General features: G+C 59.4%; 17 protein-coding genes. 4 read left to right on the forward strand and 13 right to left on the reverse strand.

Annotated features, from left to right (window positions below; all coding sequences use genetic code 11):
* Nucleotides 1-24: 24 nt before the first annotated feature.
* The gene (gene nirB / locus HP15_RS19175) at nt 25-2,532 is read right to left on the reverse strand and encodes a nitrite reductase large subunit NirB (RefSeq protein ID WP_014579000.1); all 2,508 of its coding nucleotides are present in this window, start codon (nt 2,530-2,532) and stop codon (nt 25-27) included.
* A gap of 362 nt (nt 2,533-2,894) precedes the next feature.
* On the opposite strand from nirB, the gene HP15_RS19180 reads away from it, so the two are divergent.
* A complete protein-coding gene (locus HP15_RS19180) occupies nt 2,895-4,193 on the forward strand; it encodes a nitrate regulatory protein (RefSeq protein WP_014579001.1) in 1,299 nt (432 codons plus the stop codon).
* A gap of 12 nt (nt 4,194-4,205) precedes the next feature.
* Here the strand turns inward: HP15_RS19180 and HP15_RS19185 are convergent, their stop codons facing one another.
* The 8 genes from HP15_RS19185 to HP15_RS19220 form a co-directional block, all read right to left on the reverse strand.
* Nucleotides 4,206-4,904 (reverse strand): hypothetical protein, encoded by a 699-nt coding sequence (locus tag HP15_RS19185; RefSeq protein ID WP_014579002.1) that lies wholly within the window; start codon nt 4,902-4,904, stop codon nt 4,206-4,208.
* Between the two features lie 108 nt (nt 4,905-5,012).
* Complete coding sequence (locus HP15_RS19190; RefSeq protein WP_041645909.1) at nt 5,013-5,531, reverse strand: Hcp family type VI secretion system effector; 519 nt, start codon at nt 5,529-5,531, stop codon at nt 5,013-5,015.
* 214 nt (nt 5,532-5,745) lie between these two features.
* A complete protein-coding gene (locus HP15_RS19195) occupies nt 5,746-7,470 on the reverse strand; it encodes a bifunctional protein-serine/threonine kinase/phosphatase (protein ID WP_041645910.1) in 1,725 nt (574 codons plus the stop codon).
* Between the two features lie 77 nt (nt 7,471-7,547).
* Nucleotides 7,548-8,396: a formate/nitrite transporter family protein gene (locus tag HP15_RS19200; protein ID WP_014579005.1), complete on the reverse strand. Its 849-nt coding sequence runs from the start codon at nt 8,394-8,396 to the stop codon at nt 7,548-7,550.
* A gap of 336 nt (nt 8,397-8,732) precedes the next feature.
* Entirely contained in the window at nt 8,733-9,473 is a 741-nt protein-coding gene (locus HP15_RS19205; RefSeq protein WP_014579006.1) for an energy transducer TonB, read from the reverse strand.
* Complete coding sequence (locus tag HP15_RS19210; RefSeq protein ID WP_014579007.1) at nt 9,473-9,880, reverse strand: ExbD/TolR family protein; 408 nt, start codon at nt 9,878-9,880, stop codon at nt 9,473-9,475. The genes HP15_RS19205 and HP15_RS19210 overlap by 1 nt, the downstream gene beginning before the upstream one ends.
* On the reverse strand, nt 9,877-10,272 hold the full coding sequence (locus HP15_RS19215; RefSeq protein ID WP_041645911.1) for an ExbD/TolR family protein: 396 nt from the start codon (nt 10,270-10,272) through the stop codon (nt 9,877-9,879). Before HP15_RS19215 ends, HP15_RS19210 begins: the two co-directional genes overlap by 4 nt.
* Nucleotides 10,259-11,047, reverse strand: a complete 789-nt coding sequence (locus tag HP15_RS19220) for a MotA/TolQ/ExbB proton channel family protein (protein ID WP_014579009.1) — start codon at nt 11,045-11,047, stop codon at nt 10,259-10,261. Before HP15_RS19220 ends, HP15_RS19215 begins: the two co-directional genes overlap by 14 nt.
* 186 nt (nt 11,048-11,233) lie before the next feature.
* On the opposite strand from HP15_RS19220, the gene HP15_RS19225 reads away from it, so the two are divergent.
* Nucleotides 11,234-13,582, forward strand: coding sequence for a sensor domain-containing diguanylate cyclase (locus HP15_RS19225; protein ID WP_169702189.1), 2,349 nt, complete (start codon nt 11,234-11,236; stop codon nt 13,580-13,582).
* Here the strand turns inward: HP15_RS19225 and HP15_RS19230 are convergent.
* Nucleotides 13,565-14,335 (reverse strand): sulfite exporter TauE/SafE family protein, encoded by a 771-nt coding sequence (locus tag HP15_RS19230; RefSeq protein WP_014579011.1) that lies wholly within the window; start codon nt 14,333-14,335, stop codon nt 13,565-13,567. The two genes, HP15_RS19225 and HP15_RS19230, sit on opposite strands and share 18 nt — an antisense overlap.
* A complete protein-coding gene (locus HP15_RS19235) occupies nt 14,314-15,453 on the reverse strand; it encodes a lysozyme family protein (protein ID WP_014579012.1) in 1,140 nt (379 codons plus the stop codon). Before HP15_RS19235 ends, HP15_RS19230 begins: the two co-directional genes overlap by 22 nt.
* Nucleotides 15,454-15,505: 52 nt before the next feature.
* On the opposite strand from HP15_RS19235, the gene HP15_RS19240 reads away from it, so the two are divergent.
* Together HP15_RS19240 and HP15_RS19245 are read left to right on the forward strand one after the other, a co-directional pair.
* Nucleotides 15,506-16,993 (forward strand): amidase, encoded by a 1,488-nt coding sequence (locus tag HP15_RS19240; protein ID WP_227499670.1) that lies wholly within the window; start codon nt 15,506-15,508, stop codon nt 16,991-16,993.
* Between the two features lie 131 nt (nt 16,994-17,124).
* Nucleotides 17,125-17,742, forward strand: coding sequence for a hypothetical protein (locus tag HP15_RS19245; protein WP_014579014.1), 618 nt, complete (start codon nt 17,125-17,127; stop codon nt 17,740-17,742).
* A 17-nt stretch (nt 17,743-17,759) separates the two neighbouring features.
* Here the strand turns inward: HP15_RS19245 and HP15_RS19250 are convergent, their stop codons facing one another.
* A complete protein-coding gene (locus HP15_RS19250; protein WP_169702190.1) occupies nt 17,760-18,890 on the reverse strand; it encodes a HupE/UreJ family protein in 1,131 nt (376 codons plus the stop codon).
* Nucleotides 18,887-20,005 (reverse strand): tetratricopeptide repeat protein, encoded by a 1,119-nt coding sequence (locus HP15_RS19255; protein WP_014579016.1) that lies wholly within the window; start codon nt 20,003-20,005, stop codon nt 18,887-18,889. Before HP15_RS19255 ends, HP15_RS19250 begins: the two co-directional genes overlap by 4 nt.
* Nucleotides 20,006-20,013 lie beyond the last annotated feature (8 nt).

The following is a 20,013-nucleotide window of genomic DNA, read 5'->3' on the forward strand; positions in this document are numbered from 1 at the left end:
TTGCTCTAACTCCAAATTCGAAAGCTACGCAGACTCCAACACAGGCCGCCGTTGCCCCCTCTCAACGGTCCACTCCTGCACCGGATCGCTTTGCGAAGGCGCATTCACAAACTCCCGGAACCGCTTCCGCTTCTCCGGATCCTCGACGGCCGTCTTCCACTCGCATTGGTAAGTCCCAACAATCCCCTCCATGTGCTCCTCCAGCTCCGCGCCAATCCCAAGGCTGTCTTCAAGCACCACCTGCTTCAGGTACTCCAGACCACCCTCCAGATTTTCCATCCAGACACTGGTGCGCTGCAGCCGGTCGGCGGTGCGCACATAGAACATCACCACCCTGTCAATGGTGCGGATCAGCTCCTCGTCCGACAGGTCGGTGGCAAACAGATCGGCGTGGCGAGGCCGCATGCCGCCGTTGCCGCAGACATACAGGTTCCAGCCGTTCTCCGTGGCGATCACACCAAAGTCTTTGCTCTGGGCTTCGGCGCATTCGCGGGTACAGCCGGAGACCGCCATCTTTACCTTGTGGGGCGCCCGCAGGCCCTTGTAGCGGTCCTCGAGGCGAATCGCCATGCCCACGCTGTCCTGAACGCCGTACCGGCACCAGGTGTTGCCAACGCAGGACTTCACGGTACGCAGTGACTTGCCATAGGCATGGCCGGTCTCGAACCCGGCGGCAATCAGTTTTTCCCAGATCTCCGGCAGCTGGCTCAGGGTGGCACCGAACAGATCCACCCGCTGGCCGCCGGTGATCTTGGTGTACAGGTCGTACTCCTTGGCCACCTCGCCCAGCACGATCAGCTTGTCCGGGGTGATCTCGCCGCCGGGAATCCTCGGCACGATGGAATAGGTACCGTTCTTCTGCATGTTGGCCATGAAGGTGTCGTTGGTGTCCTGCAGCGGCACGTGGTCCGTGGCCAGGATGTGCTCGTTCCAGCAGGTAGCCAGAATCGAGGCCACAGCCGGTTTGCAGATATCGCAGCCGTGGCCTCTACCGTGCTGGCTGATCAGTGTGCCGAAGGTGCGTATGCCGTTTACCTTCACCAGGTGGAACAGCTCCTGGCGGCTGTAAGGGAAGTGCTCGCACAGATCCTTGCTGACTTCCACGCCGCGCTTTTCCAGTTCGCTGTCCACCACGTTCTTCAGGAGCGCCGTACAACCGCCGCAGCCGGTGCTGGCCTTGGTCTCGGCCTTGACGCTGCCAAGGTCGGAGCAGCCCGCATTAATGGCACCGCAGATATCGCCCTTGGTGACGTTGTGGCAGGAGCAGATTGAGGCGGTTTCAGGAAGAGCGTCGGGTCCCAGGGCCGGCGCCCCTCCCTGGCTTTCCGGCAGGATCAGCGTTTCCGGATTCTCCGGCAGGGTGATGCCATTGAGGGCGTATTGCAGCAGGGTGTCGTAGTGGCTGTTGTCGCCCACCAGGATGGCGCCCAGCAGGGTCTTGCCATCCTCACTGATCACCATGCGGCGATAGTGGCCGGCTTGCTCATCGTTGAAGCGGATGTTCCGGGCGCCCGGTGTCTGGGCGTGGGCGTCACCGATGGAACCCACATCCACGCCCAGCAGTTTGAGCTTGGTGCTCATGTCTGCGCCGGTGAAGGCAGTTTCACGATCGCCATTCAATGCTGCAGAGAGGGTGCGGGCCATGGTGTAGCCGGGTGCGACCAGGCCGAAAATCTTCTGTTCCCAGAGCGCACATTCGCCGATGGCGTGCACATGGGGGTCCGAGGTGGTGCAGTGATTGTTGATCACAATCCCACCTCGCTCGCCAATGGCCAGGCCACTGGCCCGGGCCAGTGCATCCTGGGGCCGGATGCCGGCGGAAAAGACGATCAGGTCGGTTTCCAGAAAGGACTCGTCGCTGAAGTTCATGCGCAGCCGGGCGTCCTCGCCCTCGGTAATCGCCGTGGTGGCCTTCTCGGTATGCACCTGGACGCCCAGCTCCTCGATCTTGTGGCGCAGTAAGGCGCCGCCATCGGCATCCAGCTGGACCGGCATCAGCCGGGGCGCAAATTCCACCACGTGGGCTTCCAGTCCCAGGCTTTTGAGCGCATTGGCGGCTTCAAGACCCAGCAGGCCGCCTCCGACCACCACGCCTGCGCGGGCACCTTCCGAGCTGGCTCGGATGGCATCCAGGTCATCCAGGGTCCGGTAAACCAGGCAGTGTGGGCGATCATTGCCCTCGATGGGGGGCACAAAGGGATAGGAACCGGTGGCCAAAACCAGTTCGTCGTACCGGTAGCTGCCCCGGGGCGTCGCCAGGGTGCGATCTTCCCGGTTGATGCCGGTCACCTGCTCGTTCAGGTGCAGCTGGATGCCCTGCTCGGTGTACCACTCCAGCGTGCCCATGGCGAGATCGGCGTGGGTGGAGCCGCCGAAATACTCCGACAGGTGAACCCGATCATAGGCCAGCTGTTTTTCCTCGCCGAATACGATGATCTCAAAATCGGCAGCGGCCGGGCTGGCGCAGAATTGTTCCAGGAAGTGATGGCCAACCATGCCATTGCCAATCACGATCAGGGTTTTCTTGCTCATTCCGGTTCTGCCTCCCACACAACAAAAAAAGCCGGAGCATCTATTCCCGAGGGTGGGAAATCGATGGTCCGGCGCCAATGCCAACAACAATGATCTGATGGTCCGGCCTGATCCGTGGCCGGGACGTTCGTCCTTGACAAATACTTAGCTATCTTCGTGCCAGGTTTTTAAAGCCATTAAAAACAAAGTCTTGAGTATTTTCGCGGGATTCGAGGGCGATTTCTGATCCGAAAACTGCCCTGTCGCAGGGCAGACTGCACGGCTTTGGCGCCTGTTTCGTGTGGCCCGGTAATTGCTCCACTGTCTCTGCGAATTGCAGAGAATCCCCATGGGGGGTAAGGGTGAAAGCGCCCGGGAGTGTAATGATGAATACCAAGCGCAATACCGTTCCGGAAATTCCCGGGGCAGGCGACTATCTGATTGCGTCCAAGACGTGCGAGCTGATGAGCCTCCAGTACTTTTTGCAGATGGGCAGGCTGGTTCAATGCATCAGTAGTCTGGTCCATGGTCTGCAGCGGGAGCGCGGTGCTTCCAATGTGTTTCTCGGTTCCTCCGGCAAGAAGTTTCAGGAGGAGCGAAAGTCGCTGGCAGTTGAATCGGACCGACTCAAACGCGAGTTTGAGCTGGCGCTGGCGGAGATCCACGAGGAACTGACAGGCCACCCTGTCAGTAGCCGTCTGCTGAACCAGATTGCCAGCGCCCTGCATGGCCTTGAGGGGTTGGGCGAATTAAGGCGTTGCGTTGTTGCCCGGAAAGTCACTGCCGAATCGGCCACTGAGGACTATAGCAGTCTCATTCATAATTTGATCGCGGTTGTATTCGAGGCCGCCGACACCGCTGTCGATCCCACCATTGCCGGGTTGTTGGTGGCGATGGTCCACCTGATGAACGGCAAAGAGCTGTGTGGGCAGGAACGGGCCGTGGGTTCTGCCGGTTTCTCGAGCGGGGCATTCGATCGTGCACTTTCCGAGCGCATGGCGCACCTCATTGAGGCGCAGGAACGCTGTTTTGAAGTATTTGCCGGTTTTGCCGATGCGGATTCCCTGTCTCTCTGGCAAAAGGTGAGTAGCCACGAGCGTGAAGGTGAGATCGAGCGAATGAGACGTCTGGCGTCTTCTGTGGGCCGGTTCAAGGACCTCGATCCCGAGCTCGCCGATCAGTGGTTCAAACTGATGACAGAGCGTATCGATGCTCTGAAACAGATTGAGGATTCTGTCGAGGGCTGCTTTCACACCCGATGTATTGAGCGCTTTGCCGCTGCCAAAAAGTCATTGGCGCATCAGGAGACACTGGTCGCATCGCTTGATACCGGTGGGGCTGCCAGTCAACCCTTGCTGGTTCTGTGCAATTCCGGAAGCGAAGGCTCAACGGGTGAGGCGTTTTCAAGTGAAGGGATGGGTCAGCAGTTCGGCCGCTCAATCTTTGAGCTCGTGCAGGAGCAGACCCGCAGTCTTCAGAAGATGACGGACGAACTCCAGAGTGCGAAGGAAGCGCTGGAAGACCGGAAAACCCAGGAAAAGGCCGTACTTTTGTTGATGAAGCATCGAAAAATCAGTAACGACGAGGCCCACCGCCTGCTCAGGAAACTGGCCATGGATCAGGGGCGGAAACTGCCCGAAGTTGCCCGGTCGCTCATTTCGATGGCGGACGTCCTGAAGTAAACGCCGGCGTCGTTAACGTGGGCTTAACCGGCTCAGCATCTGCACCGGTACCCGGTAGCGCACGCCTTTCGAGGGACCAATACCGTCAACGGTGCAGGTTTTGCGGTTGACCCGGATGATTTCCCCCTGCAGCTCCCGTCGGCCGGCACCGAAGCGAACCGTATCGCCCACCTGCCACTTGGCCAGCTGCTGCCTTGTGTCTACCGGCTCGAAGGGCGCATCGGACAGCGCCAGGCCCTGATCCCTGGCCCTCTCTGCCAGGGCCGTGCGGGTGGTTTGCGCGGCACCGCTCGCGTGCAACTCATCCAGAATGGTGTAGAAATGGCGGTTGTGCACGGAGCCCCGATATCGCTGTCCGGCACTCTGCTGCAGGAGATGGGCAAACTCGTGGCAGCAGGTATGGGCCAGCAGGTTCAGCGTACTCAGCTCCCCGCCAAAATACCCACGTTTACGGATCTCCCGGCCCGAGAGCCAGCCGCTGGCCGTCTCCGGCTGATGCTTGGCGACAATCATGCGGGCACCGTAGGTGATCAGGTGCTGCCGATCGCGGGAATCGTAACGGTGGTAGGTGGCCTGGCCGGACCCAACCCGGCAATGCAGGACGCTGCCGGGATTGCGTTCCCGGACCCACTGCTCTGCCGGTTGCCAGAGCCAGTCCCGGGTGACGGCGCACATCAGTTTGCCGATTTGCTTAATATCGTTGTTGTCCATGGATCGCACAGTAAGGGGTGTACTGCTGCGATCATACCCGTTGCCGGGGTTGGGTTAAAACAACAACGGCCGGTGAGACCGGCCGTTGACTGGAAAGCACGAGGGTGATCAGGCCTCGATCGGCGACCGCCAGTCGTCAGCACCGGAAGTACCGGCAACGGCGTGTTCCCAGGTCACCTTGCGGTAGGACAGGGAAACGGTGACCAGCTGGGTGAAGTCGGCGTTGCCGGCATCCTGGCAGTGGGGCATGTTGCAGTTGATGTCGATGATGGTGGCATCTTCGAGGACGGTGGAGAAAAAGTGCTCCTGCTTGCCCTCAACGGAGGTGCGGTACCACTTCAGTTCGACCTTCGGCAGCATCTCGCCGGAGGCGAGGGCGTTGTACATCAGCGGGGTGGCCTTGTTCAGGGCGGACGTGAACTTGAACGGCTTGTGAACGCGCTGACCGGATGGCTGACCGGACTGGGGATCGGTCGGTACGGTAACAACGTGGCTGAATTCCTGCACCAGCACTTCGTCTTCGTGGCCTTCCACGTAGATGTTGCCGACGGAATCGGAAGTGAAAGCGCCGGCGGTAATGTTGCCCTGGGTTTGGCCTTCGATGCTGATATAACAAGGAGTTGGCATAGTCTGCTCCATGACTTGTGAATGAATAGTGTCCCCGGGTGTTCCCTGGACGCCGACTTCCAGTACAAAGCCTGTGCCAGAACAGGTAATGTTATTTAAAACAGTAGGTTATCTTTTTTCTCGGAGATGCTGCGGGCGTGCCGGGCAATCCCGCGCCCGAATGCCAGGCGACGGATTGCTGGCGGGGCAAGAACTTGCTCGGGTAATTCCCGCTTCAGCCCAGGCCTAGGGCTGCCAGCAAGGCCAGGAGCAATAGCCCGGATACACCCTGCCAGAAGGCCACGGGATTGCACTCCATCAATGGCGGTCGACGACGCCTGTGCCAGTCGGTGGGAGGATGTCGGAGGTTATAGAGGTATTCCGAAAGTGCCGAATAGCGTCTGTGGGCCTGGGGATGAACCGCTTTTTCAATGGCATCGTCGACCCAGGCGGGCAGAGTCTCCCGGAACTGTCGGGCAGGTTGATATTTCAAGTTACGAAGCTGGCTCCTGCTGTGAATCTTGGGCACCTCCGGACCATAGGGGAGCCGGCCGGTGAGCAGCTGATAGGTAATCACTCCGAGGGAATACTGATCTGACAGCCAGCTTCCTGGCTCACCGAGAAAAGTCTCCGGAGCCGTGTAAAGCGCTGCCCCTCGTGGGCCAGCCTGCTCGCCGATGTCAGAATCCTCAAGGCCGGCAACCCGGGTGGCACCAAAGTCGATCAGTGTGATGGTGCCATGGGTATCGACCAGTACGTTTTCCGGTTTCAGGTCCTGGTGCACCATTTCAAGCCGGTGAAAGGCCCGCAAGCCCTTACCGATCTGCTCGACGAGGCCGCGAACCGTTTCAAGGGGCGGCGCCGGATTATCCAGCATCCATTGCCGAAGTGTGCAGCCCTCAACGAACTCCGTGGCCTGATACAGAAAGCTGTGTTTCCGGGCGGTGGTATACGGCCGAACAACATAGGGGCTGTTGATTCGCCGGGCAATCCACTGTTCCGTAGAAAACTGTTCCAGATAGACCGGATCATGCCGCTGTTCCAGTGACGGCATTTTCAGCGCCACCCTGCTTCCGGTTTCCTCATCAACCGCCAGGTAGATGTGGCTTCGACTGCTGGCGTGGATCTGTCTCAGAATTCGGTAGCCATCCAGGTGTTGTCCCGGCTGCTGTTCTGGCGCAAACGGCAGCCCGGCCAGCTCCCTGAACATCTCGCGGTTCCCGAGAGCCCGTGGCGTCGATTCGATCCTGATGATCTGGGCCGTCAGGTTATCGTCACTGCCCTGCTTCAGCGCGGCCGCGGCGAGCTGGCGGGCAGCCGCCTCCAGATCGTGCGTTGATTCCCGGATAATGCGGGCCATGGTTCGTTCATCCAGGTGTTCGTGGATGCCATCGGTGGTAAGCAGGAAGGTGTCGCCGGTTTGTACCGGCAGGCTGTGATAATCAATATCCAGTTGGTGGCCAATGCCCATGGCACGGGTGAGGCAGCTCTCTTCCCTGGAAATCCAGAGCCGATGATCGGTGCTGACCTGTTCGAGCTGTTCAGGATGGACCCGGTAAATGCGCGCATCGCCCACGTGGAACAGGTGCGCCGTGGCAGATTTCAGCACCATCACGCTCAAAGTGCAGACATAGCCCCGGTCGCGGTCATAGCGGTACTGGCTTTGCCGAGTCTGGGCATATAGCCATGCGTTGGTTGCCCTCAGAACCCGTTGCGCGGACTGTTTGACCGACCAGCTCTCCGGGGTTGAAAAGTAGTCGTTGAGAAACCCGGCGACGGCGGATTCGCTGGCAATCTGACTGACATCGCTGGAGCTGATACCGTCGGCGATGGCAACGGCAATGCCTTTGGTAACCAGCTGACGCCCCGTAGGCACTAACAGACCGTGGAAATCCTGGTTCATCGGCTTTGCGCCAGCTTCCGAGTGCTGGCCGACGGAAATGGACAAGGATGTTGTCATGGAAAACTGGGATTTCCCTGCGGGAGGAAAAAGCAACTCCGGCGGGTGCGGCAGCCGGAGTTGCAGGAAGACCCTGCTTAGTTGGAGCTGGCCAGGGCAGCATCGTTGTAGGCCGTTGCAATCTTGCGCTTCGGCGCAGTTCTTACATGGGTGGTGTAGAGCGTCAGGCCGGTAAAGGCCAGGCCGCCGACAAGGTTCCCCAGTACAGTGGGAATCTCGTTCCACCAGAGGTAGTCCATCACCGAGAACTCGCCGCCCATGATGATGGCGGACGGGAACAGGAACATGTTCACGATGGAGTGCTCGAAACCCATGAAAAAGAACAGCATGATCGGCATCCACATCGCCAGTACTTTGCCGCTGACATTGGTGGAAATCATGGCGCCGACGACGCCCATGGAAACCATCCAGTTACACAGCATTCCGCGGATAAAGATGGTGGCCCAACCGGCTGCTCCGTATTCGGCGTAACCGAGTGTGCGCGCTTCTCCGACACTGGCGATCTTGGCACCGACCGCCCCCGGATCGGTGTTGAAACCGTAGGTGAAAATAAAGGCCATCATAAAGGCTACGGTCAGTGCGCCGCCCAGATTGCCAAGAAAGACCCATCCCCAGTTCCGCAGAATGGCCGCCGGGGTTACGCCGGGGCGTTTATCAAGCAAAGCCAGGGGCGTGAGCATGAAAACGCCGGTCAACAGGTCGAAGCCCATCAGGTAGAGCATGCAAAAGCCGATCGGGAACAGGATGGCGCCGATCAGGAACACCCCGGTCTGGACCGCCACGGTAATGGCAAACGCTGCAGCCAGGGCCAGGATGGCGCCAGCCATGAAGGCCCGGATCAGAGTGTCCCGGGTTGACATGTAGATCTTGGATTCGCCGGCGTCGACCATCTTGGTGACGAATTCCGAAGGCACGATGTAAGACATAGTGTTTTCCTCTGACTTCTATCAAGTGGCCAGACTTTTTGATTGGCCATAAAAAAACGGCGTTACTCGCCGCCTGCAATCTGCAGGTACAAGTAGACGCCGTCGTCTGAATAAATCTGTCGCTGTGAACAGAACCGACATTGGTTCCGTTAAGTCCGGATCTGCAGAGACTGTGCCAGTTTGGATCGATTCAAAAAAATCAGAATTAAATCAGCTTGGTATGTAATTTCAGGTGGAAGTGCCTGAGTTCGTGCCAGGCACGAAGCCTGTTGTCACGCACTCGATCGGTGCGTGACCTCTGCGGATTGCTGCAAGCTGGCGCAGCGGTAGCCCGGTTCAGCGGAGGCGAAATCGTACGGGCAGTGCGTAACGGAATTTCTTTCCTGATATCTCATCAGGCACGGCCGGAAGAGGCTCTGCCTGCTCCAACATGGCCAGAGCCGACTCGTCCAGAAGCTGATATCCGGAGCTGGTTCTCAGGCTGTGGGCCACCAGGGATCCATCCCTCCGAAACTCGAACACGATCACGGGGGTGCCTTCCTGGCCGAGCCGTCTTGCCCGGCGGGGATATTCATAATACCCGGCAAGGTGGCGGCTGAGCCTGGACAGGTAATTATCCACCTCTGATCTGACGCCAGCGTTCTGAAGCGGAACGGTCGCCTGGGATTGCTCCAGAGTCTCCGTTTCCACGGGATCGCCAACCGGCGTCTCTGCTTCTGTAACCTGCTCGGTGACCTCAGGTTCGGGCGTCGGCTGCGTTACCGGTTCTGGCTCAGGTTCCGGCTCCGGCTCCGGCTCAGGTTCGGGGTCAGGCTCAGGCTCTGGCTCAGGTTCCGGCTTCGGCTTCGGCTTCGGCTTCGGCTGTGGCTTCGGTTCCGGTGCAGTCACAGGCTCGAGCGTGGGAGCGGGCTCGCCAGCCAGCTTTATGCGAATGGCAGGCGCGGTGTTGACCGCGGATTCGCCCAGAGTATTGAGCTCCACCGTCTTTTCGGGAGTTGCGAAGACCAGGGCAACAAAGGTGATCACAAATGCCAGCAGCAAAAGTCCCCATCGGGAGCGCGGTTGTTGCGGCATCATTAGGCTGGCTCCGTCAACAACAGGACATCCTGATACCCGGCCTTTTCCAACAAGCGGAAGAGTGCCTCCAGTTCCGCCATGCTGATTCCTTCGGAAGCGGCAATTTTCAGGGGTTGCTCTTCGTCAGGCGTTGGCAGTCTGGCAACCAGAGACTCCCTGTCGAGCAGCTCGCCATCCACTCTCCACTCGCCTTCTGCGCTGACAATCATGTCCGCATGGGGCGACTGCTGATCTTCAGCCTGCTGCGTGGCGGGCAATTCCGGAAGTGGGTCGTCGGTCAACTGGCCGGCAACGATGAAAAACATGAGAAGCAGAAATACCAGATTGATCAACGGCAGAAGTGCATCTTCCACGCGTTCCATCAAGGTTTTGCCGGAGGTGAAGGGAGGTGGAACCAGATCGCTCATGGTGTCTGTGGTTTCGCCCGCTTCCAGTGGGTGTCTATATTCTGCGCAGTCAAGCCGCTGAGGACCCTGGTGAAGGCTCCCAGAGGCGTATCACCCGTCGTCGCGAGGTTTACTTCGGTGATACCGGCGTCTCCAAGCTTGCTCACAAGCTGATCGGGGGCCATGGATTGCCCCTGCCATTGCACCTTTCCATCGGCAGTCACGGTCAGCTCAGGCAGAGGATCGCCAGTGACCGGGCTGCGGCTCGATGTGTTATTTGCAAGTTCCAGGTAGTCGACTGGCAACAGACGGGTGGTCAGCATAAAGAACACCAGGAGGATGAAGACGACGTCGATCAGGGGCGTGATCCGTATCGGGATCGGGCGACTAGGCCTTGGTTCAACCAGTTGCATGGGCGAATCGCTGACCCCGGGCAGTTGTATAGCGGTCGGGCTCGTCCCCGGCTGCCTCGCTGTGAAGCTGCTGTTCAGGAACCTGGTAGTCTGCTTCATCAGCGTCCAGGGTCTGTTCCGGCACAATATGCAGAATCGAAACCAGGGTACTGTTGATGGTCTTGTGGATGCGTCGCAGCCGGAACTCGATCCATGCAGCCAGTGCAGCAAACGGTATGGCCACGACCAGGCCCGCGGCGGTGGTGGTCAGGGCCTCGTAAATACCGCCACTGAGCTGGGTGGCATTGGCACGGCCTTCGGTAGCCGCCATGGCGCTGAAGGCCTCCATCATGCCCAGCACGGTTCCCAGCAGGCCGAGAAGAGGAGCCAGCGCGGCAATGACTTCGATGATCTTCAGGGGCGCTTCGAACGGCTCCAATGAATGCTGCGCATCCCGGGCGGCCGTTTCCCGGATCTTGCGGTCGTCCTCGCCGTTGTGTATCGCCTCAATCGTATCGGCGACAAGGCGCTGAAGCGGATTTAACCGGCCTAATCGGCCTGCCTGATATCGTATTTCGGAAGGCCGCACCGAAGCCGGATTGCTCTGCCAGTCCATTACGGTTTTTTTAAGACGGCCCGACATTCGCGGCGCATAGAGGGCGCCAAGAAGCATCAGATAGACAAAAGTGACGAGCCCGATGACGGCAAGTGCCACGAGCACAACCATTACAGGCCCTCCCATATCAACAAGTTGGGTGAGCGGGCCAGTGTTCAGGGGCAGGGTGAGGTCCGTCATTGGAAAAGGTGCTCGTTGTGCAAAATTGGATCTAAATAATAACGATTACTATTAAATGTGCAAGTGCGTAACCTGACATTGAATGCCTCTCTGGTAGACTTGGACCACGGGTCACCAGAACAGAAAGCCTGAGATTGGAGGTAAGGTCATTACGGGTCGTCGAAACCGTCCGGGAGCGTGGATGCTGTGCTGATCAAACAATGGTTCGGCAGTCTGGTGAATCGGGCCGTTGCCCTCGTGGTGGTGGCGATCATCCTTTCGGCATTGCTGGTAACCGTGGCCGGGTCTCTGCTGAGCCGGTCGGAGCTGGAACAGCAGGCCCGTGACCAGGTGGAAACGATTGCCACCCTGATTGCGGGAGAGCTGGACGACAAGCTGGCCCTGAGGCTCGGTGCACTCAACCATGTGGCCCAGAACCTCACCATGTCTCGCGATGTGCTTAATGCGCGGGCTCAGATTCTGATCCGGCGGCAAACGGCCCTGGAGCATCTTTTTGATGCTGTGTACCTGATGGATGAGGACGGCCTGGTGGTCGCCGAGCATCCGGAGGATTACCGGCAGTCGGGACTGGATGTCAGCAATCGGGAATATTTCCGCCGCGTCGCGTCCACTCTCACGCCGGTGATCAGCGAGCCCTATCTGTCCAACTATCAAGAAAAGCCGGCCATCATGGTCGCTGCGCCGATCTTCGACCACCGCCAACGGTTCATCGGCGTCATTGGCGGTGCCATCGCCCTGGATGGCAACAACTTCCTTGATCAGTTTATCAATATCCGGATTGGCACCACCGGCTATCTGGGTGTTGCCACCCGAAGTGGGTTCGTGGTGGTCAATCAGCGGGATGAAAGGGCCATGTCACCGGTTCGTGTTGCCAATCCGGTGCTCCGGGATGCCATGGAGGGCTTCGAGGGCACCGTGGACACCCGCAACAGCAGTGGTGAAAAGACCATCATGTCGGTGCAGCAGCTGACCCAGGTTCCCTGGTTTGTGTCGGCGTCCTGGCCGGCTCGTGAAGCCCTGGCCCCGATGACCCGGACGTTGGATGCGTTCGTGTGGATTCTGCTGGCGGTGATCCTGTTGATCGCGCCTCTTGCGCTCTGGCGTTTCCGGCGATTGATGGCGCCGCTAAAAACCCTGGGCGAGCAGATTCGCGAGCGCCATCTGGGTATGCGCTCGGACCCGGTGGACGTCGCCGGAGGCAAGGAGATCCGCCAGGTTGCAGAGATTTTTAACACCGTAACCGATGAACGGGACGAGGTTCTGGTATCTCTCGCTGAAAGAGAGGCGTTTTTCCGTTCCCTAACCCAAAGTGCGCCCATCGGCATCGTGCAGACCGACGTTCTGGGCCGAATTGAGTTTGCCAACCCGGCTTTTGAGGCCATCGTTGGCCATCCGGCGGAGCAACTCACCTACAGTTATCTGGCCAATCGTGTGCATGAGAGCGATCGACCGGAGGCGATTGCCGGCTGGAAGACGGCGATCAGGAACCAGAGCGTTTTCCGGGGACGGTTGAGGCTGACATCGCCCGCACCGGACCGGGTGATCTGGGGTGATGTGATGACGGCTGCAATACAGACGCCTGAAAAGGCGCTCGGCACCATCACTGTCGTTCGCGATATCTCCCACGAGCTGGAGGTGGAAGAGGCCCTCAGGGCAGAGCAGCAGCGCGCAGAGACGATACTTGGGGTGCTCCAGGAAGGGGTTCTGATGGTAGACGTCGAGGGTGTTATCCGTTTTGCCAACGATGCCGCATGTCGTCTTCTGGGAACGGAGGGTGAATGCGTGCTCAGGAACTTCTTCCAGCTGGTCACCATTGAAACGGAAGAACGCGAAATGACGGCGGAGCAGTTCCTGACCGGTGATGACCTGGACAGCCTCTATGTGACGCTCCGCAATTCCCTGGGTGTTCCCTTCCCCATAGATCTGACCATGCTGCACATTCGTCAGGGCCGTGAGGATGAACGCCTGGTGTTTGTGCTGCGGGACGACAGCGACCGGCGCCGGCAGGAGGAGCGGCTGTCCTGGGAGGCGACCCACGACAGCCTCACCCAGTTGCTGAACCGGCGCGCGTTCAACGCTTCGCTGGTTCGCAGCCTGGGTGAGGCCGGTCGACAGGACGCCCGTTCGGTACTGATGCTGATTGATCTCGACTATTTCAAACCGGTGAACGATGAAGGCGGCCACCTGCTTGGTGACGATCTGCTCAAACGGCTGGCGGATCTGTTCAAGGACGCCGTTCGCCAGTCCGACACCGTGGCCAGACTGGGCGGAGATGAGTTCGGCATCATTTTGCCTGCCTGCGGCATGACCCGGGCCGAGGCGCTGGCGGAACGGATCCGCGCCGACGTGGAGGCGCTTCGCATTGAGCATGACGGCCGCTCATTCGGCGTAACCACCAGCATCGGCCTGACGGAACTGACGGCGGAAGACAGCGGCCCCAGAGAGGTTATGGCCCGGGCGGATGAGGGTAGCTACATCGCCAAATCCCGGGGGCGTAACAGGGTTGTGGTGGTGCCTTCACCACCAGCCGGCTGAGAGGTTGGCCTGCCAGAGCAGGCGAATCGCCAGCGCTGTCAGCACGATATTGAAGATCAACGTGAACTTGCTGTTGCTCAGGGAACGAAGCACATGCAGCCCAAGCCAGGTACCGGCAAAGCCGCAGGCAATCATGGCGAGAATGAAGGGCAGCCACTCGAAGAACATGAAGCCCGCCGCCCCGAACACCAGCGCCTTGGGCGCATGCTGCAGTGTCATGGCAGTGGCAAACGTGGCCACGGTTCTGAACCGGTCGGTATGAATCTGCTTGATGAACGCTGCAACGAGTGGCCCGGTGGCGCCCACGAACAGACTGACGAAACTGGTCAGCGCCGACGCCAGGAATACCCCAGGGGCACCAAATGCACCCTTGGGTAGCGCCGGCCCCCAGCAGAGATAGAGCACGAACAGGGCGATGGTCAACTGCCAGATGTGGGCGGGAAGATTTACCAGTAGCCAGGCGCCCAGCGCAGCCCCTACGATCACGCCGGGCAGAAACGCGGCAATCACCCGCCAGTCTATGTTCCGCCACGTCAAAGCCGCCCGGCCAACGTTCGAGCCCAACTGAATCATGCCGTGCACCGGGATTATGGCCGCCGGTGGCATCCAGCTGGCCATCAGTACCAGCAGTAAAACCCCGCCACCGGCGCCGAGGCTGGCGGTGATCATCGAGGTGATGGTTGAGCTGGCAAGCAGGAAAACGGCGACAGGAAGGCTCAGGCTTTCAGGTATCAGTTGGTTGAGTACTTCCATTCACAGAATTCCGTTGATTTCAGTTTGGCCGTGCGACAGAGGGCCTCGGTTGCCAGCTGAACGTCGGCCACATAGTAGAGCGAGGCGAGCCCCAGGCGGTCTCGCCCCAGGTTGTGAAAAATCAGGCCGAAGGCAATATCACCGGCGGTGAAGCGTTCATGGTTGGCGGCAAAATACTCTGCTGGCTGCGCCAGTACCGGATCGTCCAGCAGCGCCTGCACCCGTCCGGCGCCGCCATGATACGCCTGAACAAGGAGTAGGGTGAATAATCGCTCCCTTTTGGCTTCCGGCAGATGGCCGAAGCGTTGCTGGAAAACCGGTGCCAGATTGCGGGCGTTCTGGTTCATCAGCCGCAGGGCACAGTCAATCTGCGCCAGTCGGTGCCAGAAATTGTCCGGGGCAATCTCGCAGTCCGACAGGGCGGCTGGCGACAGCTGAAGGATTCCCCTGGCGTTGGCACGGGAGTGGGCTCTCGCCTGGGCTCCGCTTTCGATCAGGATCTGGCCGGCCAGGTATCGGGGCAAGGCTTGCGGCAGGGTCAGCCTATTCTGGTTGCTGCGGTGATTGAAGACATACATGAGCGCGTCATGCAGGCTTTCAGGCGCACCACTGGTGGCAAAGATGAGGTCGTCCCAGGCGCCCCAGATCCGGTCCGCAGGCAGGGTGCCAAGATAGCGGGCAACGGCTTCATCCACGTTCACATGAGGTTGATCGCAGGAAAGGGCAAACGGATAGCCGGTCTGGCCCGTCTCGCCAGGCACCCAGTCTTCCACCTTGTTATTCTCATACAGTGATTGCCGCGTGGCATTCAGCAGGCGCTGGGTTGCCTCACGGTCATCACCGTCACTGATCCAGGCCAGAAACCGGCCGCGCATGTCATAGAGAACATGTCGATCAGCACTGGAGCAATAGCCGGATTCTTTGAGCACCCAGCGCCTGATGGTGAGAATGTTCTCGAACACCCCCTGACTGACCCAGTAGGGTGACGTCCGGACAACACGGGTCCACTCGCTGCTCTCGCCGGAGTCCGGCGGGGCCTCCTGAGCGCTCGTAGCGACCGATGCCGTCAGGATGAAAATCACGGCAAGCTGGCGTAAGCTCTTGAGAAATCTGATCATAGACGTTATACCCGTGACCTTCCTCGAACCAGAATAACAAATGGAACCTGCCATGAAGCAATCCGAGTACCTCCGTTACGATGCAACCGCTCTCGCTGATCTTATCCGCCGCGGCGAAGTCACTTCCGGTGAAGTATGCGAGGCCGCGGTGGAGCGGGCAACCCGCGTAAACGGCAAGCTCAATGCGATCTGTTATCCCCAGTTCTCCGAAGCGCCAGCCCAGCCCTTTCCCGAGCAGGGTGTTTTTGCGGGCGTCCCCTTGCTGCTCAAGGACCTTGCCCAGGAACAGGCAGACCATCCGTGTACCTACGGAAGCCGCGGTATGACCAAGAATATAGCCCCTCGGGACTCGGAGTTTGTTCGCCGGGCCCGGAATGGCGGCCTGGTATTCCTGGGGCGCACCGCCACGCCCGAGTTTGGTCTGAAAGCGGTCACCGAGTCCGAGCTCTGGGGACCTACCCGTAACCCCTGGAACACCCAGCTCACCCCCGGCGGCTCCAGTGGTGGCTCTGGCGCGGCGGCGGCAGCGGGCATCGTGCCAATGGCGGGCGCCAACGATGGTGGCGGCTCTATCCGTATTCCTGCCGCCTACAACGGGTTGTTCGGACTGAAACCCTCCCGTGGACGGATTTCTTCGGGGCCATTCATGGGCGAAGCCTGGACAGGCGCCTCGACCGATCATGTGGTCAGCCGAACGGTCAGAGACAGTGCCGCGATGTTGGATGTGCTCAGTGGCCCGGCACCGGGCGATCCCTTTGTGATTCCACAGCCGCCGGCGCCTTACGCTGAACTGGTACAGCGGTCCCCCGGCAGTCTGAAAATCGGTGTCTTTACCTCGTCGCCCTATAACACGGAGGTGGCCCCCGAGTGCGTTGCTGCCGTCGAGGAAACCGCCCGGGTTCTCGAGAGTCTCGGTCACAGGGTTGAATACGCGGCGCCGGAGTTCGATGGCATGGCCCTGGCCCGATGTTATCTGGGACTTTACTTTGGCGAAGTGTCTGCCCTGATGGCGAAGGCGAAAGAGCAGTTCGGTGCCGCCGACAGTGATTTCGAGCTGGATACCCGGTTAATTGGCATGCTGGGCAACACCATGCCGCTCTCCGATTACGTTCGCCGCCGCCAGCAGTGGAACGAGTTTGCCCGGGCCCTTGGCGTGTTCTTCGGCCGTTATGATCTTTACCTGAGCCCCACTACCGGGCAGTTGCCTGCGGCCATCGGCGAGCTGGAAACACCAGCCCATCTCAAGTTCGCCGCCCGCCTGATGCTGAAACTCAATGCCGGTAAACTGGTGCATCGAACCGGTCAGGTGGACCAGATGGCGCTGGAAAGCCTGGCGCGAACGCCCTTCACCCAACTGGCCAATCTCACCGGAACGCCGGCCATGTCCGTGCCCATGCACTGGACCGCCGAAGGTTTGCCGGTGGGTGTGCAATTGGGCGGTCCCCACGGCGCCGAGGCGACCCTGCTGCAGCTGGCGGGGCAGTTGGAAGAGGCGAACCCCTGGTTCGGCAACTACGAAAGGCTTGAGGATGCGTTCTGATTAATGCGGGGGTTGTGATCCGGCAGGTTAAACTCCACGTTTATCTTTGTAGCCGGAACAGGCTATGCTGTTAGTCAGGAAGACCCCTTCTTCCTGATAGATCCTGATGGCATCGAGGAGGCGAGCGTATTATGAACCAACCGATGGCAATCGATGAACTGGTATCAGTAGCACAAGCCGAGGCCATGGGGGAGCTAGACGCCCCGATGATGGCCATCGTCCTGTCCAGTGAACAAAGCTACGACTTGCCCATCAATTCCCTTGAAACCGATGCCGACAAGGCCCGCTGGGGTTTGATCCTCCGCGCTGCCCGCGAGCATGTGGAAGCGGATGCCGTGGCAGTGCTCTATCCGGCCTGGACCACCATCCGTCACAAGAAACCAGAGGTGGAGGCCGAAGCGGCTCCCGAAACTCTTGCGGAGGAATCTGAAGGCTCTGATGATTCAGACGGACCTATAGACACCCTGTTTGTGCAGCTGCACACCAGGGACCACGTTTACTGGCGGGGTTTTGAACAGATTCGGGATCCCAAGCACCAGCGCATTATCGGCTTCCGCCGGATCAAGGCGCTGTCCACCGATTACAAGCGAGACGAAGCGCCTTCCGTCGCCTCCTGGCTGAGCACCCTGTTCGAGCCGCTGCCGGAAGAAGGTGAAGAGACCACGGTAGACCGCGAACTGGCCGACCTGCTGGAAGAGCCGGAAGTCAGTGCAGCGCTCTATCCGCGTCAGATGCGGGCCCTGCACTAAGGTCATCCGGCGCGCGCTCAGAACAAGGGCGCGCGCTGGACAACCCAGAACAGGCTGATCGCACCAATGCCTGCCAGCATCACTGGCACGGCGCCCTTTTGGTACATCCGATTTTTGCCCAGATAAACCAGTACCGGGAACCCCACCACCAACAAGGCCAGCTGACCGAGTTCCACTCCGAGGTTGAAACCTGCCAGCGCCACCGCCAAGCCGGATATGCCACTGGTGAGATCGCCCAGAACACTGGCGAAGCCAAAACCGTGTACCAGACCGAATCCGAACGCGAGCTTCCAGGTTTTGCGTCCAAAAATAGGCCAGGCCACATTCAATGCTGCCAATCCGATGGACAGCGCAATAACCGTTTCCACCCATGCAATGGGCAGTGAAACGATATCAAGGGCGGCCAGCGCCAGAGTGATGGAGTGCGCCACGGTAAAGGCCGTGATTATGCCGGCCAGTCCGAGGAGTCGCCCTCGTAGGCCTGTCGACTGGTCGCTGGGCCCCTGGGTTTTGGCCGTGGACAGCGTTGCCGGAATAATCAGAACCAGCAGGAAAAGCATGTGGTCCAGGCCGATCAGCAGGTGGACGATACCTTCATAGACAAACGTTTTGAAGACACTGAAATAACCTGGTGTGTCGGTACCTGCCAGATCCAGAGTCCGGGAGTCAGGCCCTAATACGGCCAGACGCGTCTGCCCGTTATAGTCCAGGCTCACCAGACCCCGATGCAATGCATCCTGCTTAAACAGTAAGTTATACTCTAGCGCTTCGGGCGGCTCACCGTCGGGGCAACGAATGGCGTAACGGGCGGCAGAATAGACGCCGTCACTGTGCTCGCTGATACCCCATTTCTTGCCGGCCAGATTGCAGTTGCCACTGCTGTTCGAAAAGGTGAGCGCGGATTCCACGGTTCGCGTGATTTCTGGTCTCGACTGGCGCAGTTCCCGACCGGATACTTCGTTATCGCCGTTGCTATCAATGCTCATCAGCAGCGCGAGGTCCCGCAGCGCAACATCCATTCGAAGCTCGGTCGGACCGCTGTCGAGGTACAGAAAACTGTCGCTTGCCTTGTGTGCCGCTGTCATCCCACTGAATGTTGCCAGCGCTACTGTGATCAAGGCGAGCCATATTCTTCTTGTGATCGTCATTGTTTGAACTCCGGAAAGCGGGCATCGCTTTGACCCTGCTGACTGAGCCATTCGCTCACTCTTTGATACTGGGGCCTGTCACCTGAAGTCTGCGCGGATCTCAGTAAAAGCCGGGTGTCCAGGGGTTCCCTCTGACTCTCCCAGTTTTCGATGGCCTGTCTCAGGGCATCGTGCGGCTGGTTTTCTACATCCAGCTGGAAACGGGCAACATCCCTGGCGTGCAGTAAAGTGCCTCGCCAGCGAGCCTCTTCAAATCGTTGCCTTAAACGACGGTTCAGTTCGTCACTGCCAGGGTGGCCCATGCGTTTCATGGCGATGGCCCGAATCACGGCAAGTGTGTCAACGGCCTCGAATCCGTGAGTGAGTGTCAAAACGCGCTCGAGCTGGTCCTGCTCAAGGAGCCAGTCGGCAAGTTGGGCTCGGGTATACAGGTCGCTCGGAGATGCCTGCAAAACCCTTCGCCAATGCAGTTCGGCTTCGGACAGCCCTGCCTGGGCCGCGATATCGCCGAGGGTGCCCTCGGTCCAGAGTCGACTGGTGGAATCAGCCTGCTGGCGGCCTGTCGACTTGGCGAGTTGTTGAGCAAGATTCCGGTAGGCTTTTTGAGGGTCGGATGTCCTCGCCTGCACGGAAGCCAGGCAACTCTTCGCTATCAGGCCGGGATAGGCCGACTGAAGTGCCTGACAATGCCGCCCGGCCTCGGTGTAACGACCTTGAACCAGCTCGAGATTGGCAAGGGTCAGACGAGCCTGGATACGTTGTTGATTGTCCGAAGAGCTTGAAATTACCTGTTCAAGATCGGCGCGGGCGGAATCAAATTGATGCAGGCTCTGGCGCAGAGTCGCCCGGAGGACCCTCAGCCGGTGGGTCAGCTGCTCTTCCGGCCAGCGATTAATCAATGTCTGGGCGTACCCCAGATATCTCGGATCACCACTGGCCCTGGCCTGTGTGATCAGCATTTGCAGACGGTCCCCAGCCTCTTTGGGTGAGTCCGTCTCCCGGAATATTTCGGTAGCGGTGTTGGGTAACCTGGTCAGTATTTCATCGTCCCTGAACTCCGTGATGATGGCATCCGGGGCGGCTTGGATCTGGAAGGGCGCGAAAATCGCAATCAACCAAAAAG

The sequence above is a fragment of the Marinobacter adhaerens HP15 genome, assembly GCF_000166295.1.
GTDB lineage: Bacteria > Pseudomonadota > Gammaproteobacteria > Pseudomonadales > Oleiphilaceae > Marinobacter > Marinobacter adhaerens.